The sequence below is a fragment of the Curtobacterium pusillum genome, from assembly GCF_007680845.1.
In the GTDB taxonomy this organism is placed as follows: domain Bacteria; phylum Actinomycetota; class Actinomycetes; order Actinomycetales; family Microbacteriaceae; genus Curtobacterium; species Curtobacterium pusillum_B.
In genome coordinates, this window is sequence record NZ_VEIY01000003.1 from 1 (window position 1) to 24,839 (window position 24,839).

Here is a 24,839-nt window from a genome sequence, read left to right on the forward strand (position 1 = left end):
GCGAGGATGAGCAGCAGCGCGAGGTAGAACCCGGAGAACATCGTCGCGTACCACTCCGGGAAGGCCGCGAACAGGCAGGCTCCCGCGACGATGACCCATGTCTCGTTGAGGTCCCACACGGGGCCGATCGTGTTGATGAGCACGCGGCGGTCGGTGTCGTCCTTGCCGAGGAACGGCAGGGACATGCCGACCCCGAAGTCGAACCCGTCGAGGACGAAGTAGCCGACGAAGAAGACGCCGACGATCGCGAACCAGAGGACAGGGAGATCCATCTCAGTACACCGTCACGATCGTCTCGGGCGCATCCTGTGCGGGGTCTTCGGGAGTGCTCAGCTCGTCGGCGCGTTGGGCGGCGCCGCGGAGCAGGCGAAACTCCACGACGGCAAGTGCGCCGTAGAGCAGCGTGAACACGACGAGTGAGACCAGGACCTCGATGCCCGTGACGTTCGGCGAAACGCCATCACTCGTCTTCAGCAACCCGAACACGAGCCACGGCTGCCGGCCCATCTCCGTGAAGATCCAGCCGACGGTCATGGCGGCCATCGGCAGCGGGGCCGACCATACCGCCACGCGCCAGATCCAGCGTCGCTGCGGCACGCGCCCGCGACGGAGCAGAACGAGACCGGCGATCGCGAGCAGGACGGAGACGGCGCCGAACCCGATCATCCAGCGGAAGGCCCAGTACGTCACCCAGATGGTGGGGGAGTAGTCGCCCGGTCCGTACGCCTGGACGTACTGCGCTTGGAGTTCACGGATGCCCTCGACCGTGCCGTGGGTGGTGTGCGTCGACAGGAAGGACAAGAGGTAGGGCACGCGGATCGAGAAGAGCTCGTGGACGCCGTCGGGGGTGCCGAGCGTGAAGATCGAGAACGACGCGTCTTTGCCGGACGCCGTGTTGTAGAGCGCCTCGGCAGCGGCCATCTTCATCGGCTGAGTATCGACCATGACGAGGCCGAGCTGGTCTCCCGTGAGCACCGTCACGGCACCGGCGGCAACCATCGTCCAGAGCCCGAACTTGATCGCGGGCAGCATCGTCTCGAGGTGCTGGTTCCGGGCGAGGTGCCAGCCGGCGACCGCGATGACGACGGCCGCAGCGACCATGAACGACGCGGCGATCGTGTGCGGCAACGCAGCGAGCGCGACCTTGTTCGTCACGACCGCCCAGATGTCCGTGAGTTCCGCGCGGCCGCGCGACTCGTCGAGCTTGAAGCCCACCGGATGTTGCATGAACGCGTTCGCGGCGATGATGAAGTACGCGGAGAGCAGGGTCCCGACCGCGGTGAGCCAGATGCTGGCAAGGTGCACGCGCTTCGGTAGGCGGTCCCAGCCGAAGATCCAGATGCCGATGAACGCCGCCTCGAGGAAGAACGCGAGGATCCCCTCGAGCGCGAGCGGCGCCCCGAACACGTCGCCGACGAACCGCGAGTAGGTGGACCAGTTCATGCCGAACTGGAACTCCTGCACGATCCCCGTCACGACGCCCATTGCGAAGTTGATGAGGAAGATGCGCCCGAAGAACCGCGTCAGCCGCAGGTAGTGCGCGCGGCCGGTGCGGACCCAGGCGGTCTGGAACACGGCGACGACGAACACCATGCCGATGGTGATGGGGACGAAGAGGAAGTGGTAGATCGTCGTCAGACCGAACTGCCACCGGGACAGCACCAGAGTGCTGAGCAAGTCGTTCATGCGGTTGACTCTGCTGCCCCCGGCGATGGCTGACCAGGGACCTTCGTCCCGCCGGCGTCACTCGCTCGGTTCACTGTCCCGGCACGCCGGCGCCTCCGCCTCGGTTTGCCGCCGGGCGCGGTCGCGGGCTTCTCGCTTGAGGCGCTCCCATTCGGCCTCGGGGACACGGTGGTGATGGTCGATTGCGTGCACGCACCCCAGACTCGTCCGCAACCGCGGCACCATCTAGTGCCGAAGGTCCCGCCTCGGCCGCGGGACCTTCGGCCCTCGCGACGCCGTCCGACTCCGTCCAGGATCGGGCTGTGCGCGACCGGTCGGTCGCGACAGGGACCGAGGAAGACGGTATGAGCGACACGAGCACGACGAACAGCAGCACGCCCGCGCACCCAGAAGCAACCGCGTTCCGACGCGGCTCGGGCGGGCCCGTGGATGACCGGATGCTCGATCAGCTCGACACCTGGTGGCGGACGGCGAATTACCTGTCCGTCGGGCAAATCTACCTGCTCGACAACCCGCTCCTCCGTCGTCCGCTCACTCGCGAGGACGTCAAACCTCGCCTGCTCGGGCACTGGGGCACGACCCCCGGGCTCAACTTCGTGTACGCGCACCTCAACCGCGTCATCCAGGATCGGGACCTTGACACGCTCTACGTCACCGGTCCGGGACACGGTGGCCCGGGCATGGTCGCGAACGCCTACCTGGACGGCACCTACAGCGAGGTGTACCCGGGGATCCCGCAGACCGAGGACGGCGTCCGGAAACTGTTCCGGCAGTTCTCGTTCCCTGGCGGTATCCCCTCCCACGCGGCACCGGAGACGCCGGGCTCGATCCACGAGGGCGGAGAACTGGGGTACGCGCTCTCCCACGCGTACGGTGCCGCTTTCGACAACCCGGACCTTCTCGTTGCGGCGGTCGTCGGCGACGGGGAGGCCGAGACCGGGCCGCTCGCCACGAGCTGGCACTCGAACAAGTTCATTGACCCGCTTCACGACGGTGTCGTCCTGCCAATCCTGCACCTCAATGGGTACAAGATCGCGAACCCGACTGTCCTCGCCCGCATCCCCGAAGACGAACTCCTCGCTCTGATGCGTGGCTACGGACACACGCCGTACATCGTCTCCGGCGGCTTCGACGGCGAGGACCCCCGGGCCGTGCACGCCCGGATGGCGTCGACCCTCGACCAGGTCCTCGACCAGATCGCCGACATCAAGGAACAGGCCGCCGCGGCCACGCTCGATGGTCGACCAGCTTGGCCGATGATCATCCTCCGGACGCCGAAGGGCTGGACGTGCCCTTCGGAGATCGACGGCAAGCCGGCCGAGGGCAACTGGCGTGCCCACCAGGTGCCCCTCGCGAGCGCCCGCGACACCGAGGAGCATCTCCACGTGCTCGACGGCTGGCTCCGTTCCTACCGTCCCGAGGAACTGTTCGACGAGACAGGCGCACCCGTGACGCTCGCGACCGCGCTCGCGCCCGAGGGGGACCGCCGCATGAGCGCGAACCCGGTGGCGAACGGGGGACTCCTCAAGCGCGACCTGGTGCTCCCGGACTTCCGTGACCACGCGGTCGAAGTGCCGACCCACGGCGGCTCGGTCAACGAATCGACGCGGGTGCTCGGCGAGTGGCTGGCCGAGGTCGTGCGCCTGAACCCGAACAACTTCAGGATCTTCGGCCCGGACGAGACCGCGTCGAACCGCCTGGGCGCCGTGCTCGAGGTCACCGACAAGCAGTGGGACGGGGAGTACCGCCCGTCGGACGAGCACCTCGCCCGAGCCGGGCGCGTCATGGAGATGCTCAGCGAACACCAGTGCCAGGGCTGGCTCGAGGGGTACCTGTTGACCGGTCGGCACGGCCTCTTCACCAGCTACGAGGCGTTCATCCACGTCGTCGACTCGATGCTGAACCAGCACGCCAAGTGGTTGAAGGTCAGCAAGACGATCCCGTGGCGGCGCCCGATCGCCTCGCTCAACTACCTGCTCTCGTCGCACGTCTGGCGGCAGGACCACAACGGACTCTCACACCAGGACCCCGGCTTCATCGACCACGTCGTCAACAAGAAGCCCGACGTGGTGCGGGTCTACCTGCCCTTCGACGCGAACACGCTGCTGTCGACCTACGACCACTGCCTGCGCTCCGTCGACTACGTCAACGTCGTCGTCGCCGGCAAACAGCCCACGTTCAACTGGTTGTCGATGGACGAGGCGATCAAGCACATGACCCGCGGCCTCGGCATCTTCGAATGGGCGGGCAACGAGGTCCCCGGCGAGGAACCCGACGTGGTGCTCGCATGCGCCGGTGACGTGCCGACGCTCGAGACCCTCGCGGCCGTGTCGATCCTGCAGGACGAGGTACCGGACCTGCGCGTCCGCGTTGTGAACGTCGTCGACCTGATGCGCCTCGTCTCCGAGGGTGAACACCCGCACGGGCTCTCCGACGCGGAGTACGACGCGGTCTTCACCACCGACAAGCCCGTCATCTTCGCCTACCACGGGTACCCGTGGCTCATCCACCGGCTGACCTACCGCCGCAACGGCCACGCGAACCTGCACGTGCGCGGCTACAAGGAGGAGGGCACCACGACGACGCCGTTCGACATGGTGATGCTCAACGACATGGACCGGTTCCACCTCGTGATCGACGTCCTCGACCGCGTACCCGGTTTCGGATCCCGCTACGCCGGACTCCGCCAACGGATGCAAGACGCCCGAGTAGCGGCCCGGGCCTACACGCGAGCGCACGGCGAAGACGCGCCGGAGGTCGCCGACTGGACGTGGACCGAGTCGTCGAACAGCGCACACCCGGCCGCGGTGCGCGCGGCCAATGTCGGCGTCGGCGCGTCGGGACCGGCCGTCTCGGCCGCCGCTTCTACCGGCGGCGACAACGAATGACCACCCACCCACGAGGAGAGGACACGATCACCATGAAGGCAGCTCGATACCACGACCGCGGCGACATCCGGATCGAGGAGGTCCCGGCGCCCGAGGCGGCCCCCGGGACGGTCCTCATCGACGTCGCCTGGTGCGGCATCTGCGGCACCGACCTGCACGAGTACCTCGACGGCCCGATCTTCGTGCCGCCAGCGGGGCACCCACACCCCATCTCGGGCGAAGCAGCTCCCGTCACGCTCGGGCACGAGATGTCCGGCACGGTCGCGGCACTCGGCGAAGGCATCACCGACCTGCAGATCGGCGAGCACGTCGTCGTCGAGCCGTACATCATCCGCGACGACGTGCCGGTCGGGCCTGGCACCGAGTACCAGCTGTCGCCCGACATGAACTTCATCGGCCTCGCCGGCCGAGGCGGCGGACTCGCCGAGCGGATCGCGGTCGAGCGGCGATGGGTCCACCCGGTGGGCGACCTGCCGCTCGACCAGGCGGCGCTCATCGAACCACTCTCGGTGGGCCACCATGCCTTCGTCCGCAGCGGGGCGCGCTCCGGCGACGTCGCGCTCGTGGGCGGCGGCGGACCGATCGGCCTGCTGACCGCGGCCATCTGCAAGGCGGAAGGGCTCACCGTCATCCTCAGCGAGGTCAGCGCTGCCCGCAAGGCGATGGGCACCCGCACCGGAGTCGCCGACCACGTCCTCGACCCGACCGAGGTCGACGTCCCCGAGCAGGTCCGCGCCCTCACCGGCGGCCGCGGCGCCGACGTCGCCTTCGAGTGCGCGGGGGTCGACGTCGTCCTCGACACGCTGCTCAGCGGGGTCCGTCCCGGGGCGGTCATCGTGAACGTGTCGATCTGGGGGCACCGGCCCGTGGTCGATCTCGAGAAGCTCGTGGTCAAGGAGATCGACCTGCGCGGCACCATCGCCTACGCCAACGACCACGCCGCGACTATCGAACTCGTCCGATCCGGCAAGCTCGACCTCGCGCCGTTCATCACCGGTCGAATTGCACTCGACGACCTTGTCGAGCAGGGCTTCGACCAGCTCATCCACCACAACGAGGACCACGTCAAGATCCTCGTGCACCCCTGATCCCCACCATTGGAGTGCAAGGGACCCGTCCGGCGACGACCGGCTGGTCCCTTGCACTTCGCCGTTCCTCAGGGCGATGTGGGCCGGGACCAACGACTCTGTCCCAGCGCGGCCGTGCACTGCACGATCGACTCGTCGGCATCAGACCGACGCGCCGCCAGCGACCGGGACCGAGGAGAAGACGATGACCATCCAGGAGACCTTCCAACCCACTGCTACCCCGAACCCCGACAATGCGCTGGGCACGCCCGAGGGGGCCTGGGCGGGTTTCGCTCCGGGCGACTGGTGCGGACGGATCGACGTTCGCGACTTCGTTCAGCGCAACGTGACACCCTACGAGGGTGACGAGGCGTTCCTCGCCGGGCCGACCGCGCGCACACTCCGGGTCTGGTCGAAGCTCACTGCGATGTTCCCGACGGAGCGGGAGCGCGGCGTGTACGACATCGACGCGACCACGCCGGCATCGATCACGGCGCACGAACCGGGCTACATCGATCAGGACGACGAGCTTATCGTGGGGCTGCAGACCGACGCCCCGTTGAAGCGCGCGATCATGCCCTTCGGCGGTTGGAGGATGGTCGCCGGTGCGCTGCAAACCTACGGGTACCCGGTGTCGACCGAACTGGAGACCATCTTCACGAAGTATCGCAAGACGCACAACGACGGAGTGTTCGACGTCTACCCGCCTTCCGTCAAGCGGGCACGACACAGCCACCTGATCACCGGTCTGCCGGACGCCTACGGTCGCGGTCGCATCATCGGCGATTACCGTCGCGTCTCGCTCTACGGGGTGGACGCGCTCATTGCCGCGAAACGTGCCGAACGCGCCGAACTCGACAGCTGGTTGTCCACCGAAACCGTCATCCGCGACCGCGAGGAAAACGCCGAACAGGTCCGGGCGCTCCGGGAGCTCGTGACGATGGCCGACTCGTACGGGTTCGACATCCGGCGCCCGGCCCGCACCGCGCAAGAGGCCGTGCAGTGGTTGTACTTCGCCTACCTCGGTGCTGTGAAGGAGCAGAACGGCGCGGCTATGTCGATCGGCCGGAACACGGGGTTCCTCGACGTGTACTTCGAGCGGGACATCGCTGCCGGGGTGCTTGACGAGGAGCAGGCACAGGAACTCGTCGACGACTTGGTCATCAAGCTCCGGATCGTGCGGTTCCTGCGCACGCCTGAGTACGACGCGCTGTTCTCCGGCGACCCGACCTGGGTGACGGAGACGATCGGCGGGATCGGTGAAGACGGCCGGACGCTCGTGACGAAGACGGCGTTCCGGTTCCTGCAAACGCTGTACAACCTGGGGCCGGCGCCGGAGCCGAACTTGACCGTGCTGTGGAGCGCCGACCTGCCCGCGGGCTTCAAACGGTTCTGCGCCCGGGTGTCAATTGACACGTCTGCGATCCAGTACGAGTCCGACGACCTGATCCGAAACGCATGGGGCGACGACGCCGCGATCGCGTGCTGCGTGTCCCCGATGCGGATCGGCAAGCAAATGCAGTTCTTTGGTGCGCGGGTGAACGTGGCCAAGGCGCTGCTGTACGCGGTCAACGGCGGCCGCGACGAGGTGACCGGGGAACAGATCGCCCCGGCTTCTGCCCCGATCGACGACGAGGTGCTCGATTTCGAGACGGTCTGGGCAAGGTACGACGATCTGCTCGGCTGGCTCGCCGAGACGTACGTCGACGCCCTGAACTGCATCCACTTCATGCACGACAAGTACGCGTACGAGCGGCTCGAGATGGCGTTGCACGATCGCGAGGTCCTGCGCACCATGGCGTGCGGCATCGCGGGCCTGAGTGTGGCCGCCGACTCGCTGTCGGCGATCCGGTACGCCACCGTGCGGCCCGTTCGCGACGACAGCGGGCTCGTCGTCGATTACGAGGTCGAGGGCGAGTTCCCCACGTACGGCAACGACGACGACCGGGCCGACCTGATCGCGGCCCGGATCATCGAGCGGTTCATGGACCTGGTGCGCCGGCACCCGACCTACCGGAACGCCGTGCACACCCAGTCGGTGCTCACCATCACCTCGAACGTCGTCTACGGCAAGGCCACCGGAAACACCCCGGACGGCCGTCGTGCAGGAGCTCCGTTCGCCCCCGGTGCGAACCCGATGAACGGGCGGGACACGCACGGCATGCTCGCGGCGGCGCTCAGCGTCGCGAAGCTACCGTACGAGTCGGCGCAGGACGGCATCTCGCTCACGACGACGGTGATCCCGAGCGGACTCGGCCAGACCGCGGACGAACGAGTCGACAACCTCGTCGGACTGCTCGACGCCTACACGGCGTCCGGCGGCTACCACCTCAACGTCAACGTGCTCTCCCGTGAGACGCTGCTGGACGCGATGGAGCGGCCGGAGGAGTACCCCCAGCTGACCATCCGGGTGTCCGGATACGCCGTCAACTTCGTCCGCCTGACCAGAGAGCAACAGCTCGACGTGATCAGCCGGACGTTCCACACCGGTGTCTGACGCCGAGGAGCTGCGCAGCACGCAGCAGCGTCCCCACGAGCTCGTCGCACTGCGCACCGGGGCCGTCGGAAGTGTCCATTCCTGGGAGTTGGTCACGGCCGTCGACGGCCCCGGCACCCGGCTCACCGTGTTCCTATCCGGTTGTCCGCTCCGCTGCCAGTACTGCCACAACCCGGACACGTGGCGCATGCGCGACGGCACGATCATGCCCCTGCAGGACGTGCTGGCAGTGATCCGACGGTACCGAACGGTGTTCGCCACCACCGGGGGCGGGGTCACCCTGAGCGGCGGGGAACCGCTCATGCAGTCAGCGTTTGTCGCACGTATCTTCGCCGAGTGTCGAGCGCTCGGAGTGCACACGGCTCTGGACACTTCGGGGTACCTCGGACGGCACGCGACGGACGCTCTGCTCACCGATACCGACCTTGTGCTGCTCGACGTAAAGTCCGGCCTCCCGGAGACCTACCGGGAGGTCACGAGCCGTCGACTCGGCCCAACGATCGAGTTCGGTGATCGGCTCGCGGCCTCGGAGGTGCGAACGTGGGTCCGATTCGTGCTCGTCCCCGGTCTGACCGACGCTCCCGACAATGTGGACGCCGTGGCCGAGATAGTCGCCCGCTGGTCGAACGTCGAGCGCGTCGAGGTCTTGCCATTCCACCAGATGGGCGAGAGTAAATGGGAACGGCTCGGCCGGCGGTACGCGCTGCACGGCGTGCAGCCCCCGGAGCAGCCGTTGCTTGAACGTGTGCGGAATCAGTTCCGGGCCCGTGCACTGACCGTCTTCTGACCGACGTGGAGGGATTTTCGCGGGACCTTCGGCCCTGCTTTTGCCGTCTGGTCCGGAGAAGGATGACATCAGCGGGGCAGAAGGAGCCCCGATGAAGTCCGAAGGGACATGAGCACCATGACCACCACGACGCACCGCATCCACCACACCCCGCGGCCGACCACGACGGACCGTCACGAGCAGACTCGCGCCGAACGGACCCTCGTGACCACCTCGGCTGGTCGACGCACGCTCAGCGGGCTGCGGCTCGCCACCGGATTCATCTTCCTCTGGGCGTTCCTCGACAAGACGTTCGGCCTGGGGTTCTCGACGCCGTCGGCGGGGGCATGGATCCACGGCGGGAAGCCGAGCCAGGGCTTCCTCATGAGCGATGCGGTCAGCGGGCCGCTCAAGGGCTTCTTCGCATCGATCGCGAGCCCGACCACGGACGTCCTGTTCATGGCGGGCATGCTCGGGATCGGCGTCGCAGTGATGGCGGGCGTTGGACTGCGCATCAGCGCTGTCGTCGGGACGGTCCTCATGCTGCTCATGTACCTCGCTGAGTGGCCGTTCGCAGCGAACGCAGCATCGACGAACCCGCTCGTCGACTACCACATCGTGTACGCGCTGGCGCTGATCGTGGTCGCCACGCTCTCGGGTGGGGACACCTGGGGATTCGGTGCCTGGTGGAAGCGCCTCCCGGTCGTCCGCAAGGCCCCCTGGCTGATCTGAACGGGGTAGGAGCCACCCGATCGCGGAGCCCGAGGACGGAACACCGTCCTCGGGCTCCGCTGCGTCACCGGCCGCCGGGTCCGCGCATACCGTGGTCCGCGCCGTACAGTGCAGCCTGTGTCCGGCGCTCGAGACCAAGCTTCGCGAGCAGCCCGGACACGTAGTTCTTCACCGTCTTCTCGGCGAGCTCCAGCCGTTCGCCGATCTGGCGGTTCGTCATGCCTACCGCGATCAGCTCGAGAACTTGGCGTTCCCGCAGCGTGAGATCCGGCAGGTCATCCTCCGATCGCCTCGTGATGCGTTCCACGACCTGCGCCACCGGAACGGCCGGCAGGAGACGATGTCCCGCCGCAACCCGACGGATGTCCTCGACGAGGTTCTGCCCGCGGATGTCCTTCACCACGTACCCAGCCGCGCCAGCAAGCAAAGCGGCTTGCATCGCCGACTCGTCGTCGTACGCCGTCAGCATCAGGCACGCGATCTCCGGATGGTCGGAACGGACCGCGCGGCACGCGTCCACGCCACTGCCGTCCGGCAGCCGAACATCGAGCACGACCACGTCCGGTCGGGTCGCCGCCACTCGGCCAGGTGTGTCGCGCACAGTGCCCGCTTCTCCCACGACCTCGAGGTCGGGTTGCGCGTCGATGAGGTCCGCGACGCCCCGTCGCACGATCTCGTGGTCGTCGACGAGGAACACCCTGATCATCGTGTTGTCCGTTCTTCGGTTCGTTGTAGGGGAACGGTCCAGACGACGGTGGTCCCGCCGTCGCGCCCCGGGCCGAGCTCGTATCGGCCGCCGCGCATCGTTGCGCGAGCGGCCAGGTTCGCGGTGCCGCTCCGACGCTCGCTCGCTCCAGGCCCTGGCCCATCGTCTTCTACGACCACCTGCACTGCATCGTCGGTGACGGCGACCTCGACGGTGCACTCCGCGCCGGGAGCGTGCCGTGCAACGTTGGCGACGGATTCCCGGACCGCGGCCACGACATCACGGGCGAGCGCACCCGTAACGTCGATGTCAACCGGTCCGCTGAAGGTGATGCGAGGCGGCCGGGCGAGCGCTGGGCGGAGTTCGGTGACCACGTCGAGGAGGCGATCCCTGGTGCTCCGAGCGACGGGTCGATCCGAGCTGCCGAGCGCGAAGACCGCGGTCCGGACCTCCGCGATCGCCGCGTCGATTGCGCTGACCTGCTCTTCGAGATGGTCGCGCAGGTCTTCCGGGACCCGCTGGGCGGTCGCCTGGAGCGCCAGACCCGACCCAAACAGGCGTTGGATGACGTGATCGTGCAGATCCCTGGCGATCCGGCTGCGGTCCTCAGCGAGTTCCAGGCGTCGCCGGTCTCGGCGCCCCCGCGCCACTGCGAGCGCGACGCTCGTCTGCCGGCCGAACTCGTCCGCCATCCCGAGTTCAGCGTCGGCGAACACCGGCCCGCCGGGTGCACGGGCCACGACGAGCGCGCCGAGCGCATCGCCAGCCACACGGAGCGGAATCGCGATCGTCGGCCCAAGGGCAGGCGTCCAATCGAACCCGGCGACCACGGCCCCGGTCGTGTCCGCGACGACGCTTCCCGTATCGATAGCGCGACCCGCCAGTGATCCCGACACCAGGTACCGGCGATCGCGGACCCGGTCAGCGACCGGGCCGACTGCGATCGCAACCTGCAAGTAGTCGGCGTCAGTATCAGGCAGAACGACGGTGACCAGGTGCGCGTCGACGAACGCGAGTACACGATCCGCGATGATCGTGAGGACGTCCTCGATAGACTCGTCGGTGACGAGCGCGGAACTGACGTCGGCAGTCGCGGTCGCCCAGCGTTCACGAATGCGGCTCTCCTCGAACAGGCGTGCGTTGTCGATGGCGACGCCGGCGGTCGCGCCAAGGGCCTCGACGAGTTCCTGGTCCTCCTGGGTGAAGTGCCCGCGGCGCGGATTCGTCAGGTAGAGGTTCCCGTAGACCTTGTCGCGCACCCGCAGCGGTACGCCGAGGAACCCCTCCATCGGCGGGTGACCCTCCGGGAATCCCGCGGACCGTGGATCCGCTCCAAGGTGCTCCAGCCGAATCGGCTGCGCGTCCTGCACGACGGCTCCGAGCACGCCCTTGCCGTGCGGCAAGTGTCCGATACGCCGGACGTGTTCCTCGTCCAGTCCGACGTGAATGAATCGTTCGAGTTCCTTGCCGTCCGGCGCGATCACGCCGAGCGCCCCATACTCCGCATCAACGAGTTCCACGGCCGCAGATACGACTGCGTAGAGGGTGTCCTCGAGCTCGAGGTGCTCGACGATTCGACGATTTGCGGCGAGGAGGTTTCGGAGTCTGCCCTGTGTGCGCAGGACCGCCTGCGCACGGTCGACGAGCTCGTCGATCGTGCGCTCGAGAGCGGAACGTGGAGCGTCCGGGAATGCAAGCGGTTCAGCCATCAGATCCCTTCGAGCGCGGACCTTCAGATACTAGGACTGCTGCTCGAACAGCGTCCACAGTCCTACCGTCTCGCATTGCTGCCGCTGACCGCTCCGCTTCAGCGAGCGGGGTGTCCGATCCGCTTCGGGTTCGGATCGGACACCTCGTGGGGGCAATGTAGGGGATTGCCGAAGGACTGAACTAGGGACCAAGGTCCCCAGGCCTTGTCTGCCCTCGATCGCTCATCGCTCATCGGTCTACGAGTCCGCGACGCCGCTGTGGCACCACTGCCACGGGCGTGCGCCCCTGGGTGATCAGGCCGTGGGCGGTGGAACCGGTGAACACGCCGCCGAGGGTTGTGCGGTGCCGGCGGCCGACGACGACGAGTGAGGCGAACGGCGCATGTGCGAGGAGCCGCGCCGCGGGGTCGCCTTCCTCAAGCAAGGGGCGGTGTCGCAGTCCGGGGTAGCGGAGGTGCAGGAGCCGCTCGCTGTCGGCGAGGACGGCACGGTTGTGGTCCTCGTACAACTGCGGGTCCTCGAGCACGCTCAGCGCCCCGGTCGCCGTGGCAACCGGGAGCTTCCACGCACGGAGCGCACTGAGCCGGCGTCGGCTCCGGAGCGCCTCCTCGGCTGCGAAGCGGAGAGCTGCGTCTCCGGTTGCGGTGTCGACGCCGAGGAGGACATCGCCGTTCACTGGCTCCCAGTCCTCGGGGACGACCACAACCGGGAGGTCGGCGACCGTCGGCACGCGTTCGGGCATCCACCCGTCGAGCGCTGTCCGGAGCCGGTGCTGGCGGCGGTTGCCGATCACCAGGAGGTCCGCGTCGGTCGCGGCTTCGATCAGCGTGCGGTCCGGCGCGCCGAATCGCACCTGGGATTCGACGTCCACGCCGTTCCGGGCGGCGAACCGTGCCGCGGCTGATTCCACCCGGGCTCGATCAGTCAGGGGGTCGGTTGCCCACCCGTTCGTCACCGTGACGATGTCGACTCGGCTCCCCGGTGGGAGGTCTCGTCCGGCCACCCAATCGATCGCGCGGAGGCTCGCTTCGTGCTCGTCGATCCCGACCACGAGGTGCTGCGGGACGGTAGCCACTGCACCGTGGAGCATCTCAGGCCACCTCCGCCGGCGCGGGTACGGCTGATGGAGTCGCGGGGACGGCTGCGGCCGGTTGGGGGACGATGCAGACCGGTGCATGGGAGCGGTGCATCAGGGCCTCACCCACGGAACCTCCGAGGAAGGCCCCGATCGCGGTGCGGTGTCGTCGCCCGGTGACGATGAGCGAAGCGTCATTCCCGGCCTCTTCGAGGAGCGCACCCGCGGTCTGGCCGTGTCGACGAACGCCTCGGATGACGAGGTCCGGGTGGCGGCTCGCCACGGCGCGAGTCGCGGCCTGGAGTTCGAGCGTGCTCTCGTGCTCCCAGAGTTCCCGGTCGTCCGCGAGGTAGATGTTCGCGTACGGCGACATCGTCAGGGGTATGTCCCATGCTCGGACCAGGACGAGTTCGCTGCCGCGGGCGGCGGCCTCGTCCGCGGCGAACGCGAGCGCCGCGGAAGCAGTCCGTCCGTCGACGCCGACCACGACCGGGCCCCCGCCGTGGTGCCAGTGCTCGGGGACAGCGATGACGGGCACGGTCGTGCGCGCGACGACGCGTTCGGCGATCCGGCCACCGAGGGTCGCGAGCACGATGTGCGCCTGCCGGGCACCGAGTAGGAGGACGTCGCTGTCCTCGGAGTCCAGCAGCAGCCGTTCGACCGTCGGCCCCTCTGGCACGGACTGCTCGACCACCAGTCCCGGATGGCTCCGACGCAAGCGCGATTCTGCCTGCTCGAGCCGTTGCTCAGTCCGCAGGACCGTTTCCGAGTAGAGCTCGCTGACAGTGAGGAGCCGGACGTGGTCTCCTGGACGGAGGTTCTCGTCGATCCAATCGACGGTCCGCGAGCCGGCATCGGTGTCGTCGACCGCGACGGTGTACCTGGTCATGGTTGCTCCTCAGCAGGTTCTTCCGGTCCTGTCCCCGGCTGACGACCATTGCGGTCGCCGGAGCCGACGGTAGGTCGGCCACGGCGAGCCGAGGAGGGCCAAACGTCCCACCAGCCTGCGAAAGACGCGAATCGTCCACTGCAAGGCTGCAGCCAGACCGACTGGTCGGCCCCGGGACCTTCGACACTGTTCCCGCCCCGTCTGAACGAGCAATCTCGTGGCGGAGGGTTATCAACTCCCTCCGGGAAGGGGTCAGTGATGACCAGACGATTCGTCGTCGGCTGGGACGGCTCCACCGCGGCTCGCGGCGCACTCGCGTGGGCACTGGATCGCGTTGACGGTGGGCCGAACCGCCTCATCGTCGTTCACGCTGTTCCAGATGACGCTGCCGCGCCGTCCCTGTCGACCGCGGACTTCTCGGTGCGGGCGGCCGTCAACGCCGTCATCGACGTCGACCACGCCGTTCGGGTGGACGTCGAGGTGCACCGCGGGCACCCGACCGCGGTGCTGCTCGCCTCTGTGGACGCAGACTCTGTCCTCGTCGTCGGCCGGGACGGGGTGCCAGCAGCGCGTGGCTCGCGACCCTCGCTCGCGGACCGCCTCGTGGACGTGGCGCCCTGCACAGTGGTGGTCGTTCCGGTCGCGCCCGGGGCACGTCTGGATGGGATCGTCGTCGCGGTCGGCCCGGGCGCTTCGCCGCGTCCTTCGCTGCGCTTCGCCATTCAGGAGGCGCGGCGCATGGGACAGGTGATCGTGGCGGTCAGCGCGTGGTCGCGTCGGAAGGGCGACGGTGCTGATGCGCCGGACGACGCGGAGCGGACCCACCGGTTGCGCATTCTTGAAGAGCAGGTCGAGGAGTCGCTCGCTGATGCGCCGGATGTCGACGTCGTTCGTCGCCTTGTCGCGGGGCCACCAGCGCAGCGGATCGTGGAATGCGCCGAGGGGGCATCGCTGCTCGTGGTCGGAGCGGGCCAGCGGCGTGCGAAAGCAGGATCAGTGACGGAGCAGGTCGTGCGAGCATCCGGGACACCTGTCGCGGTCGTCCGATGATCAGGGCGTCGACCGGATCGACGGGGTCTGCGGCCGTCCGGGCGCGCGGGCTGGGGGAGCGGCACGGAACGGTGCCGGCCGTCGACGGACTCGACCTCGAGATCGCCGTACGGGACGTGCACGGGTTCCTCGGGCCGAATGGCGCGGGCGATACCACGACGATGCGGATCCTCATCGGTCTCACCAAGGCAACCCACGGAGCCAGCCGCACGGCGTCATGCTCGCCGTGTCTGCGCTCGTCGTCGGCACTCGGGAGGCGGCTCAGGGACACGGACCGAGACCATCGACGAGCGGGCGGAGCGCAAGGAAGCCGACCTGCGAGGAACGAGAAAGGAACCGACCATGCCGAAGCAGGTGCGTTGGAGCGTCGCGATCGATGAGACCGCGGCGGGCTGGAACACGCTCCAGTGGATCACGCACAACGTTGCGGATGGTGACGTCGTACGGCTGGTCACCGTCCATGAGCGATTCGGTGAGGCAACGGAGCGTTCCACAGGTCGTCTGACGATCGCACGGCATCTGCTCTCCGAGCGGCATCCTGAACTCAGGATCGAGCACGACATCATCGACGGCCCGACGGTCGGGCGTCTCTTGGACGAGACCGAAGAAGCCGACGTCCTGGTGATCGGGGGACGCCGCAGCGACCGGATCTGGGCGGCCATGACCGGTCGTGTCGCGGAACGAGTCATCGCTGGAGTGAGCAACCCAGTGGTCGTCGTGCCGGAACGGTGGCAACCCACTCCTGCTGATTCCATCGTGGTCGGTGTTGATGGGCACACCGCCACGAATGCGCTCCAGTTCGCTGCGGGAAGAGTTGGGCAATGCGGCGGTGGCCTCGTCCTCGTCCGGGCCTGGGAGCCCCCGACGAACGTGTCTCCGATCGGTCGGGTGTACCTCGCGCGGGATGCGCCACGCTGGGAACACGAGGGACAGCTCGAACTGGACGCAGCCATCCGCAGAGTAAGCCGGGAACTCCCAGACCTGCGCATGCGAGCGGAGCTCCGCCAGGGGCGCCCGGCCGCAGTCCTGCAGCGCTGCGAAGAGGCCGCGGCGCTCATCGTCATCGGACGACGCCACCGGTCGGCCGTCGCCGGTAGCCTCCTCGGGTCCGTAGGAGAACACCTTCTGCACCACGGTCGCGTTCCATTCTGCGTGGTGCCCCAGCAGCTCGACAGACCCTCGGCAGACCTGTGACGCCGACGATGCCACCCCGGAACGACCAGCCTCCGCGCATACGTCTTCCGTACCGATGAACGGTTCGAGGATGGAGACGACATGTTGCAGGCCGGTGCTCTGGTGGTTGCCGTGCAGGACCACGGCGGTGTGAGCCGATCGTTCGTCCGAAGTGGCGAGCAGGGCGTGGTCACCCAGGGCGGGTGGTGGCCGGTGCAGGTGCGGTGGCAGGGACGGTCCTACAGTCAGCCTGCTTACGTCGACGAGATCGCCTGACCAGAAGCGCGTCGTGGTCACTGCGCCGAGGATGAGGGCGTCTCGAGCGCTCGCTCCCACACCCTGCGCGTCCGGCGTGCGGTCGGCGTGTCCTCGCCCAGGCCGTCGCAGAACACTCGGACCCAGCTCTCGGCGTCCTGCCTGGGGACTCGGAACTCGTTGCCGACGTAGTACGCAGAGTCCGGCAGCGGCACGACGTTGATGATGTAGTACAGAGTTCGGCGCGGCACGCCGATCTCGTCCGCGATCCACCCCAGGCCGACGGAAGAACGGTCTGGTCGACGGTGACGGGGGAACGGTCGGCGGCGGGTGGTGCGACGTTCCTCGACGAACTGGCGGGCGTCGTCGATGGGGATCTGGATCGAGTTGCCGATGCGGCGGGCAGAGTCGGGGAGGGCACCCTCGGAGCTGAGCACCCAGACGCGTCGCTGGGTGACGTTCAGCTGCGCAGCGATCCACGCGAGGTCCACGGTTTCGACGTCGTCCGGGAAGGGCTCGATGCCGTACCCGTAGAACCGGCGCTTGTCGGACCGACGTTCCTCGATGAACGGCTCGGCGCTGGTGCGGGGGATGCGCAGCTGCCCGGTCTCGTCCCGGTAGGTACCGTCGGGCAGCTTGCCCTTCGACGACCATGCGTAGGCGCTCCCCATGGCCACACCAACAGCGTCAGCGAGCTCGCGGAGGGTCATGGTCTCGGCCACGGGGACGTTCTTCGTGCTGGTGGTCATCTGGAGCTCCTGGTGGTCTGGGCCGACCTGTTGACGACCTCACCGACATGTATGCGGCGAAACCAAGCGGAGCTGTTGGTGCCGGTGTCCGTCAGTCGGTCAGCGGGCCCGACTTCCCCGCCGGCTCCACGTCCGGAAGTCGGACGCATCCGCACAGGCGTGCGGATCGACGGGGGTTCAGGCGTCCGGATCTCGTCCCTCCCCGAGGGGGGTAAGAGCTGTAGAGAGGTGAACGGTATGTATGGAGGGTGGGGGAGGGGAAAAGTACCCCTTCTTCTTCAGATCTATTCCTCTGTTCAAGTAGTTAAGAAGAAGAAGAAAGAAGGCCCTACTTCCGCAACAGGCTGCGGATGTGGCTGACTTGCCAGACCGCTCAACCCGTTGAGCGTCAGCCGTGATCTTCGCAAGCCAGGGGCTGGATCAACACGGGTTTCGCCGCATCGTGTTGAGCATGGCCAGAGCACGACCCACTTCTCTCGGTTCACATCAGGACTCTCGCGCTGCCCGGAAGCCGCTCGCAACCGAACCCATCGACCTCATGACCGCGGTCGAAGTCCCGGTGACCACGATCATCATTAGCTGCGGCAGAGACTGCGCGGTCGTGGACGATGCGACGACCGCAGTGCAGTGGATGTTCCCGGGCGCGACCACTCGGGCAGACTTCGCCGCCCGGACTGCTGAGGCCGCTCAGGCCGCGGAGCGAGCGCACTACGAGCAGATCCGGCGGTGCGTCGCTGCCCACAGGATGTCCGCTTCGCAGCACCGGCTCTACGCAGCGCCGAAGGACACCCACTTCGACGGGTCGCTTCCATCGCGGTGGCTAGGAGCCCCGCCGCTGTACCTGACGGAAATACAGCTCGGCAACCGACCGCTCCCGAGCGGTCTCACCGAGCGGGTGTGCGGAGCGCCTGATGCGTGCTTGCGGCTGCTCGCTGACGCAGGCGTCATCGAGTTGTGGTGAATCGACGTGGGCTGCCTTGCTCCGCGCATAGGTGCTCCGAGGACGACGTCCGTCAAGGACGGATCCGGGACGGAGAAGACACGTTGACCGAGGTACACCCCGAAAGGACGATCGACCACTGCGGTGGTGTCCTCGTCACCTTGGACGGCGCGTCGGGCACTGAATGGCGCGAGTTGCCGTGGTCCCTCCTGCGCGAGGCGCTCCGTGCGCACTCGCTCGGTCCGGGCGGGGAACTGCTCGTCATCGAGTGCCGTGACACCGACGCCGAAGTCGCCGCGGTACGCGGGCGGGCGCAGGTGCTCTCCCTCGGAGCCGGGTACGGCGTCATCGTGGAACTCCGGGACGACACCAAGGACGTGTCGCTGTACGAGCGCGTTGCACTGCGCGACGAGCCTCGGGACGTCCTCCGACTGACGCTCTCATCGACCTGGACCGCCGTCGTGCGCCAGGCTGAGATCCTCTCGCCGTGGCAAGCTGCCTCGGTCCTCGGGTGGATGCTGCCCTGCGACGCGCCCTTGCTCCGCGAATACTGGACGCTGGAGCAGGCGCTCGACTTCTGGCAGGATGTCCGCGCAGGTCGCCGCCGTCCACCCGCCTGACGGGGGAGAGGACCATGGCACGAGTCAGATCTGGCACGCTTCTTGGCACGAATCTGCACGCATCGCCGTTCATCGTGGTTGATGTCGACTGGTCTCACAACGTCGTACTTCCGCGGATCCGCGGCGCGATGCCCGGAACGACGGGCTGGTCCTCAGGCGGCGGATTTCCCTGACACGGAAGAGGTCACTGGTTCGATCCCAGTATCGCCCACCATCACGAAACCCCCGGGAAACCGGGGGTTTTCGCGTTTCCGGTGCTTCTCCTCGCCGACGTGTAAATTCGCTACGACACCCGTCGGTCACGTCTCCCCGAGCAAGAAGGCAACCACCATGGCCGAAGACGCCTCCCCTGAGCTCGCGTGCGTCATCCTCGCTCACAGCGACCCGGACCACTTGCACCGGCTCGTCGAAGCGCTCGACCCGTTCCCGGTCTACATCCACGTCGACGCGCGAGCGACGGACGACATGTTCGCCGCCATCACGGCCGACCTCCCCGCACGGGCGACCGTCCTCCCGCGGCGACCGACCGCGTGGGCGACGTGGGGCGCCGTCGAGGCCGAGATCGAAGGGTACCGAGCAGCACTCGCCGACGGCGGCACCACCCACATCGCGCTCCTGTCCGGCGCCGACTACCCGACGGCGTCCATCGCTGAGATCCGCGGACTCCTCCGGGACCACCCCACGGACTCGTTCTCGGTCTCCGCGAAGCTCCCGTACGCGCAATGGGGGAGGACGGGCGGCTTCGACCGGCTCCGGTACCGGCACTGGGCCCGGGGCAAGCGGATGCTCCGACTGCCCGTGCCCCGTCGACTGCCTCGGGACGTCGTCTTCGCGGGCGGCCCGTCGTCGAAGATCCTGGCGGTGGAACACGCCCGCGCGGTCGTCGACACGTACGACACGCAGCCGGAGCTGGTCAGGTTCTGGCGCCGGACCTGGTCGTCGGACGAGACCTTCGTCAACTCCGTCCTCAACACCCCGCGGTTCGTCCCGGGCTGGCAGGACCACCACGTCGGTGACGTCTTCCTGTGGTGGATCGACTGGGGCGGTCCACGCAAGAAGAGCCCGCCGTGGATCGACACGGAGGCGCTGCCGCGGGTCCTGGCGAGGCGCTGGGCGCCGGAGCAGGCCATCCCGTGGATGTTCGCGCGCAAGTTCTCGACCGCCGCCAGCTCGGCCGTCCTCGACGAACTGGACAAGACCTACGGCCTCCGACAGGGCGCCGTCGCCACCGAAGCGTCCTGACCGGCGGCGCGGACGGACACCGTCCGCGGTGGACACGACGCCGACCGCGGGTGTACACCGGACGTGCGACCGCGGCGTTCCGCGCCGGGAGCACGCGGGTGTCGCTCGAAGGAGGCGCCTCGTGCCCGCACCGCTCGCGCTCACGGGCGCCGACGTCGTCGTCGGGGACGCCGAGGGCTCGATCCTCCGGGGCCGCACCGTGCTCGTGGACCAGGGCGGACGCATCGAGGCCGTCACGGACGGGTCGGTCGCCGTCGCGCCCGGGTCGCGGCGGGTCGTCGACGGCCGCGGCGCGTGGGTCGTGCCGGGGCTCATCAACGCGCACGCCCACCTGTTCTCGGACGGTCGACCGCTCCCGGCGATCCTCACGAGCGAACGCGCCGAACGGGTGGTCTCGGCGGTCTTCCACAGCCCGGTCGGCGCGGCCGTCGCGCGACGACGCACCAGGACCAACGTCACGACGCAGCTGCACTCGGGCGTCACGACGCTCCGGAGTCTCGGCGACGTCCGGTACGAAGCGGTGCAGGTCCGTGACGCGGTCGAGGCCGGTCGGTACCCCGGCCCGCGGATGCTCGTGTCCGGACCGTTGATGGCCGTCAGCGGCGGGCACGGCGCACCGACGATCGCGCTCGTCGGCGACTCGCCGTGGGACTTCCGCAAGCACGTCCGCGTGAGTCTGCGCCACGGTGTCACCGCGATCAAGATCGCCGCGACCGGTGGTGTCACGGACGCTCGGGCCGTCGGCGAGGCCGGTCGTCCGCAGATGACCGTCGAGGAGATGACGGCGATCTGCGACGAGGCCCACAACGCCGGCGTGCTGGTCGCGGCGCACGCGCAGAGCCCCGAGGGCGTCCTCGCCGCGCTGCAGGCCGGCGTCGACACGATCGAGCACGGCAGTGCGCTGACGAACGAGATCGTCGACCTCTTCCACGAGAACCCGAAGGCACTCGCGGGCCGGTCGGCGCTCGTCCCGACCCTGCAGGCAGCCCTCCCGCTGGTGCGGCTCGACCGTGCGGTGACCGGCGTCAGCGCGATCGTTCACGCCAACGCGGAGATGATCCTGGACGCGATGCTCGCCGGGATCCGGACCGCGCTGGAGAACGACGTCCTCCTCGGGATGGGGACCGACTCCGCGCTCACCTACGTCACGCACTACAACACGTGGCGCGAGCTGGACCTCCTCAACCGCTACGGAGGACTGACCATCGCGCAGGCCGTGCACGCGGCCACGCAGACGAACGCGCGGATCCTCGGGCTCGGCGAGCGGACCGGCCGCATCGAACCCGGGTTCGACGCCGACCTGCTCGTCGTCGACGGCAACCCGCTCGAGGACCTCCGTGCGCTCTCGCGGCCGCGGATGGTCGTCGCGCGCGGTGTCCTCATCGACGCGCCGACGGTGCAGCGGTTCGACGACATCGACGAGCGACTCGACACACTCTGACAGGAGGCCCCATGTCCACCATCCAGACCATCGACCCCGCGGACGCGACCGGCACCGTCGCCGAGCTCTACGCGGACGACCAGGACGACCTCGGGTACGTCGCCGAGTACACCCGCGTCATGGCCCTCAACCCCGAGGCGTACCTCGCGTGGGAAGCGCTCGCACGGGCCGTCGCCGCGCCGCTCGGCACCCGGCGGTACGAGCTCGTCACGCTCGCGGCGGCACGGGGCGTCCACTCGGCCCACTGCCGCCTGGCCCACGGCCGGAAGACCCTCGGGATCATCGACGAGGACCAGCTCGTGGCGATCGCCCGCGACCCGGCGACGGCGGGGATCAGCCCGGCCGAGGTCGCGATGATGGAGTACGCGGAACGGGTCAGCACCGACCCCGGTGGGATGGGGGACGCCGACACCGAACGGCTCCGGGCGGTCGGGTTCAGCGACCGTGAGATCGTCGACATCACCCTCGCTGCCGCCGCGCGCAACTACTTCAGTCGGGCGATCCAGGCACTCGGTGTCGAGGTGCGCGTGCCGCCCGGGGTGAGCGACGAGCTGCGGGACGCTCTCTTGACGTTCGACGCGCCGGACCCGTCCCGCTGAGCAGGCGTCAGGACCGCGCCGCCCAGAGGTCGCGGAGGAGCGCTGCTTCGGCCGCGTGGTGCACGAGTTCGTCGACGACGTGCAGCACGAGCGACAACCGGCTGTCCGCCGCGTAGGGCCCCGCGACGGAGCCGAGGGGGTCGGCCGCGTCCGCGCCCAGTCCGCGAGCGAGTGCGGCGAAGCGCGCCGCCGCCGCGCCCACGGCTCGCACCGCCTCGTCGGCGGAAACCGCCGGTGCCGGCCCCGCCGCTGGGTCCGGGTCGGCACCGAACCACTCGCGGTTGCGCGGCTCGTCGAGCGTCTCGGCGAGGTGGTCGAGCCGCCACCGGATGGTCACCCGGTCGTCGCCGTCGACGGGGCGCCAGGACCACTCGTCGTCCGTCAGCCCGACCATGCGGTCCTGGAGGCGCGTGGCCGCGTACTCCAGGAGGGCCACGACGTCCTCGACCGCGGTGCTCACGACGTGGGCGCCTGGACCGGCCGGTAGACCGCGATCGGTGGGGCGTCCGGGTCGCCGTCGTCGTGGCTCTCGCCGGTCGAGAGCCAGGTCCGGCCCTCGTGCTCCACGGTGGTCGGCAGGTCGCCGTGGACCAGGATGCGGATCGCGGGATCGTCGCCGTCGACCAGGTCGACCCCGTGGGCCTCGGTACCGCCAGGGTTGTCGTGCACGTAGCTCATGGTCCGATCGAACTCCCGCAGCCTGGTAGGCTGCTCTCGTACGCGGATGTGGCGCAGTGGTAGCGCATCACCTTGCCAAGGTGAGGGTCGCGAGTTCGAATCTCGTCATCCGCTCGACAGGAACCCCCGACAACGGTCGGGGGTTTCGTCGTTCCCGGGACGCTCCGTCGTCGGGTGCGTCCGAGGGGCGCAGGCTTCGGGTGCCCGCGCCCCGTCGGACGCTGAGGCGGCACTGCCCCGTGGACCGCCGCCGGGTGGGTGGCCCGGCGATGTCCCCGAGAGCATCCGGAGCCGGGACGGGTTCGGATCGGACCGCCGACCGATGTTGCGGGAAACCGCAGACTTCCCGCACGATCACTCGAGCAGGGGTGCGACTGCCCGGATCCCGGGGAAGGCGATCCAGGTCCGCTGTCCTGCGTCCACGATCGTGACGAGGACCGCATCGCACCCGCGGCACCGGGCGACGGAACCCATGGCGGTGCGGAACACCCGGCTGCCCGCGAGTTCCCCGGTCTCCCCGCACGCGGCGCACCGGACGACGGCGCGCGTCGCATCGTCGCCGATCACGTCCGTGAGGTCCCCGGCGAGGGCGTTCCCGTCGACGATCACGACGCACCTCCGAAACGCTCGGCTCGGACGTCGGTGGTGTCGTGCCCGAGCTCGCCGAGCCACCGGAGGACCTGTTCGACGAACGGGGTCGACCCGCACACGTAGACGAGTGCGCCGGCCTCGGGCGGGAAGACCGCGCGGGCGAGCGACTCGCGGGTGAGCCGGCCGGCCGGGGACGCGGCGCCGGGCGGCGCGACACGGCTGTAGACGATCGTCGTCTCGAGGGGTGCGCCAGCAGCGGCGGCGCGGTCGAGCTCCGGTCGGAAGAAGACGTCCTCCGGGGTCCGGACGGCGTACAGCAGGCGGAACGGCGCGGGGTCGGCGGCCTCGGCGTGCGCCGTGGCGATCGCGACGAGCGGGACGATCCCGGATCCGCCGGCGATGAGCTGCACCGGTCGCTCGGACGCACCGGGCCGCCAGACGAACCAGCCGCCGAGGGGACCGTGGACCTCGAGCGCGTCACCGACCTCGACCGCGTCGACGAGGAACGGGGAGACCTCGCCGTCGACGACCCGGTCGACCGCGAGCACGACCTGAGGGGCCTCCCCGGAGGAGGCGATCGAGTACGAGCGGGACGCCTGGTAGCCGTCCTCCGCCGTGAGCCGGAGGTCGAGGTGCTGCCCGGGGTCGTTGCCCGGCCACGTCGGGACGTCGAGGACGAGGCGGCGCGCGTTCGGGGACTCGGGGGAGACGGCGGCGACCGTCGCGGCGTGCCAGGCCGGCCGCCTGTGGGCGGTGACCCTGGTGGCGGGGGTGGGGCGCGCCTCCAGGCCGTCGACGGAGGTGGGGGCGGAGGCGGTCACCAGTACCGCTCTTCCTTCCACGGGTCGCCGTGCATGTTGTAGCCCGCGTTCTCCCAGAAGCCGGGCTCGTCCTCCGGCTGCATGACGATCCCGCTCACCCACTTCGCGCTCTTCCAGAAGTAGAGGTGCGGGACGAGCAGGCGAGCGGGGCCGCCGTGCTCCGGGTCCAGCGGTTCGCCGTCCGCCTCGAAGGCGATCCAGGACTTCCCGTCGAGGAGTTCGTCGAGCGGGACGTTCGTCGTGTAGCCGCCGGTGCTGTGCACCATGCAGTAGTCGAGGGTGGTGTCGACGTCCGCGAACAACCGGTCGAGGGGCACGCCGCGCCACGGCATCTCGAGCTTCGTCCAGTGCGTCACGCAGTGGATGTCGACCGTGACGTCCTCGACGCCGAGTGCGTGGACCTCGTCCCACGTCCAGGTGTGCACACCGCTCTCGGTGCGGATCGTGAACGTCCAGTCCGCGGGGTCGATGTCGGGCGTCGCCCCGGCGGAGAGCACGGGCCAGTCCCGCACGAGCGTCTGGCCGGGTGGGATGCGGGCGTCGTCGCGGTCGCCACGTCGACCGCCGAACCCTCGGGTGAACGTCGCCATCGGTGCTCCTCGCTCGAAACGGTTGGTCCGATCATCCCGCGTGCCCGCTGGTACCCGTGTAACGGCTCGGTAAAC

25 protein-coding genes and 1 tRNA gene are annotated in these 24,839 nt (G+C 68.8%); 14 read left to right on the top strand and 12 right to left on the bottom strand.

From position 1 onward, the window contains the following. Together cydB and FS825_RS07645 are read right to left on the bottom strand one after the other, a co-directional pair. Positions 1-272, bottom strand: a 272-nt coding sequence (gene cydB, locus FS825_RS07640) for a cytochrome d ubiquinol oxidase subunit II (protein WP_144711892.1), incomplete at its 3' end; no start/stop codon positions are given. 1 nt (position 273) lies between these two features. Continuing rightward, the gene (locus tag FS825_RS07645) at positions 274-1,686 is read right to left on the bottom strand and encodes a cytochrome ubiquinol oxidase subunit I (RefSeq protein ID WP_144711893.1); all 1,413 of its coding nucleotides are present in this window, start codon (positions 1,684-1,686) and stop codon (positions 274-276) included. 344 nt (positions 1,687-2,030) lie between these two features. Between FS825_RS07645 and FS825_RS07650 the strand changes: the two genes are divergently transcribed. From FS825_RS07650 to FS825_RS07670, 5 genes are all read left to right on the top strand, one after another. Next, complete coding sequence (locus FS825_RS07650; RefSeq protein ID WP_144711894.1) at positions 2,031-4,574, top strand: phosphoketolase family protein; 2,544 nt, start codon at positions 2,031-2,033, stop codon at positions 4,572-4,574. 32 nt (positions 4,575-4,606) lie between these two features. Beyond that, the gene (locus FS825_RS07655) at positions 4,607-5,662 is read left to right on the top strand and encodes a 2,3-butanediol dehydrogenase (protein WP_144711895.1); all 1,056 of its coding nucleotides are present in this window, start codon (positions 4,607-4,609) and stop codon (positions 5,660-5,662) included. Between the two features lie 184 nt (positions 5,663-5,846). Next, positions 5,847-8,138: a formate C-acetyltransferase gene (gene pflB, locus FS825_RS07660; protein ID WP_144711896.1), complete on the top strand. Its 2,292-nt coding sequence runs from the start codon at positions 5,847-5,849 to the stop codon at positions 8,136-8,138. Continuing rightward, positions 8,131-8,925 (top strand): pyruvate formate-lyase-activating protein, encoded by a 795-nt coding sequence (gene pflA / locus FS825_RS07665; RefSeq protein ID WP_144711897.1) that lies wholly within the window; start codon positions 8,131-8,133, stop codon positions 8,923-8,925. The genes pflB and pflA overlap by 8 nt, the downstream gene beginning before the upstream one ends. A gap of 117 nt (positions 8,926-9,042) precedes the next feature. Further along, positions 9,043-9,636: a DoxX family protein gene (locus tag FS825_RS07670; RefSeq protein WP_260981087.1), complete on the top strand. Its 594-nt coding sequence runs from the start codon at positions 9,043-9,045 to the stop codon at positions 9,634-9,636. A 64-nt stretch (positions 9,637-9,700) separates the two neighbouring features. On the opposite strand, the gene FS825_RS07675 is transcribed toward FS825_RS07670, so the two are convergent. The 4 genes from FS825_RS07675 to FS825_RS07690 form a co-directional block, all read right to left on the bottom strand. Further along, entirely contained in the window at positions 9,701-10,342 is a 642-nt protein-coding gene (locus FS825_RS07675; RefSeq protein ID WP_144711898.1) for a response regulator, read from the bottom strand. Further along, positions 10,339-12,051 carry a sensor histidine kinase gene (locus FS825_RS07680; protein ID WP_144711899.1) on the bottom strand — a complete coding sequence of 571 codons (1,713 nt, stop codon included), beginning with the start codon at positions 12,049-12,051 and terminating at the stop codon, positions 10,339-10,341. Before FS825_RS07680 ends, FS825_RS07675 begins: the two co-directional genes overlap by 4 nt. Positions 12,052-12,280: 229 nt before the next feature. Further along, positions 12,281-13,141 carry a universal stress protein gene (locus tag FS825_RS07685; protein WP_186377127.1) on the bottom strand — a complete coding sequence of 287 codons (861 nt, stop codon included), beginning with the start codon at positions 13,139-13,141 and terminating at the stop codon, positions 12,281-12,283. Position 13,142: 1 nt separating this feature from the next. Beyond that, entirely contained in the window at positions 13,143-14,015 is an 873-nt protein-coding gene (locus tag FS825_RS07690; protein WP_144711901.1) for a universal stress protein, read from the bottom strand. A gap of 258 nt (positions 14,016-14,273) precedes the next feature. Here FS825_RS07690 and FS825_RS07695 point away from each other — a divergent pair, with 258 nt between their 5' ends. The 3 genes from FS825_RS07695 to FS825_RS18920 all read left to right on the top strand — a co-directional run bounded on the left by FS825_RS07695 (position 14,274) and on the right by FS825_RS18920 (position 16,514). Next, positions 14,274-15,065 (top strand): universal stress protein, encoded by a 792-nt coding sequence (locus tag FS825_RS07695; protein WP_144711902.1) that lies wholly within the window; start codon positions 14,274-14,276, stop codon positions 15,063-15,065. Positions 15,066-15,407: 342 nt separating this feature from the next. Further along, positions 15,408-16,259, top strand: coding sequence for a universal stress protein (locus FS825_RS07700; RefSeq protein WP_186377128.1), 852 nt, complete (start codon positions 15,408-15,410; stop codon positions 16,257-16,259). 129 nt (positions 16,260-16,388) lie between these two features. After that, complete coding sequence (locus FS825_RS18920) at positions 16,389-16,514, top strand: hypothetical protein (RefSeq protein ID WP_260981088.1); 126 nt, start codon at positions 16,389-16,391, stop codon at positions 16,512-16,514. A 17-nt stretch (positions 16,515-16,531) separates the two neighbouring features. Here the strand turns inward: FS825_RS18920 and FS825_RS07705 are convergent, their stop codons facing one another. Then, positions 16,532-17,242, bottom strand: a complete 711-nt coding sequence (locus tag FS825_RS07705; protein WP_144711904.1) for a hypothetical protein — start codon at positions 17,240-17,242, stop codon at positions 16,532-16,534. Between the two features lie 394 nt (positions 17,243-17,636). On the opposite strand from FS825_RS07705, the gene FS825_RS07710 reads away from it, so the two are divergent. The 5 genes from FS825_RS07710 to FS825_RS07730 all read left to right on the top strand — a co-directional run bounded on the left by FS825_RS07710 (position 17,637) and on the right by FS825_RS07730 (position 22,084). Beyond that, complete coding sequence (locus FS825_RS07710) at positions 17,637-18,203, top strand: hypothetical protein (protein WP_144711905.1); 567 nt, start codon at positions 17,637-17,639, stop codon at positions 18,201-18,203. Between the two features lie 83 nt (positions 18,204-18,286). Then, entirely contained in the window at positions 18,287-18,802 is a 516-nt protein-coding gene (locus tag FS825_RS07715; protein ID WP_144711906.1) for a hypothetical protein, read from the top strand. 330 nt (positions 18,803-19,132) lie between these two features. Then, complete coding sequence (locus FS825_RS07720) at positions 19,133-20,044, top strand: beta-1,6-N-acetylglucosaminyltransferase (protein ID WP_186377129.1); 912 nt, start codon at positions 19,133-19,135, stop codon at positions 20,042-20,044. A 121-nt stretch (positions 20,045-20,165) separates the two neighbouring features. Next, positions 20,166-21,485 carry a metal-dependent hydrolase family protein gene (locus tag FS825_RS07725; protein ID WP_144711908.1) on the top strand — a complete coding sequence of 440 codons (1,320 nt, stop codon included), beginning with the start codon at positions 20,166-20,168 and terminating at the stop codon, positions 21,483-21,485. A gap of 11 nt (positions 21,486-21,496) precedes the next feature. Further along, complete coding sequence (locus tag FS825_RS07730; RefSeq protein WP_144711909.1) at positions 21,497-22,084, top strand: carboxymuconolactone decarboxylase family protein; 588 nt, start codon at positions 21,497-21,499, stop codon at positions 22,082-22,084. A gap of 7 nt (positions 22,085-22,091) precedes the next feature. On the opposite strand, the gene FS825_RS07735 is transcribed toward FS825_RS07730, so the two are convergent. Together FS825_RS07735 and FS825_RS07740 are read right to left on the bottom strand one after the other, a co-directional pair. Continuing rightward, positions 22,092-22,544: a DinB family protein gene (locus FS825_RS07735; protein ID WP_144711910.1), complete on the bottom strand. Its 453-nt coding sequence runs from the start codon at positions 22,542-22,544 to the stop codon at positions 22,092-22,094. Then, positions 22,541-22,762, bottom strand: a complete 222-nt coding sequence (locus tag FS825_RS07740) for a hypothetical protein (RefSeq protein WP_144711911.1) — start codon at positions 22,760-22,762, stop codon at positions 22,541-22,543. The genes FS825_RS07735 and FS825_RS07740 overlap by 4 nt, the downstream gene beginning before the upstream one ends. A 42-nt stretch (positions 22,763-22,804) precedes the next feature. On the opposite strand from FS825_RS07740, the gene FS825_RS07745 reads away from it, so the two are divergent. Next, positions 22,805-22,876: transfer RNA gene (locus FS825_RS07745), tRNA-Gly, on the top strand. Positions 22,877-23,116: 240 nt separating this feature from the next. Here the strand turns inward: FS825_RS07745 and FS825_RS07750 are convergent. The 3 genes from FS825_RS07750 to FS825_RS07760 are packed head-to-tail and all read right to left on the bottom strand — an operon-like array spanning position 23,117 to position 24,764. Further along, complete coding sequence (locus FS825_RS07750) at positions 23,117-23,371, bottom strand: DUF6510 family protein (protein WP_144711912.1); 255 nt, start codon at positions 23,369-23,371, stop codon at positions 23,117-23,119. After that, positions 23,368-24,174 (bottom strand): FAD-binding oxidoreductase, encoded by an 807-nt coding sequence (locus FS825_RS07755; protein ID WP_144711913.1) that lies wholly within the window; start codon positions 24,172-24,174, stop codon positions 23,368-23,370. Before FS825_RS07755 ends, FS825_RS07750 begins: the two co-directional genes overlap by 4 nt. Beyond that, a complete protein-coding gene (locus FS825_RS07760) occupies positions 24,171-24,764 on the bottom strand; it encodes a molybdopterin-dependent oxidoreductase (RefSeq protein ID WP_144711914.1) in 594 nt (197 codons plus the stop codon). The genes FS825_RS07755 and FS825_RS07760 overlap by 4 nt, the downstream gene beginning before the upstream one ends. Positions 24,765-24,839: the final 75 nt, after the last annotated feature.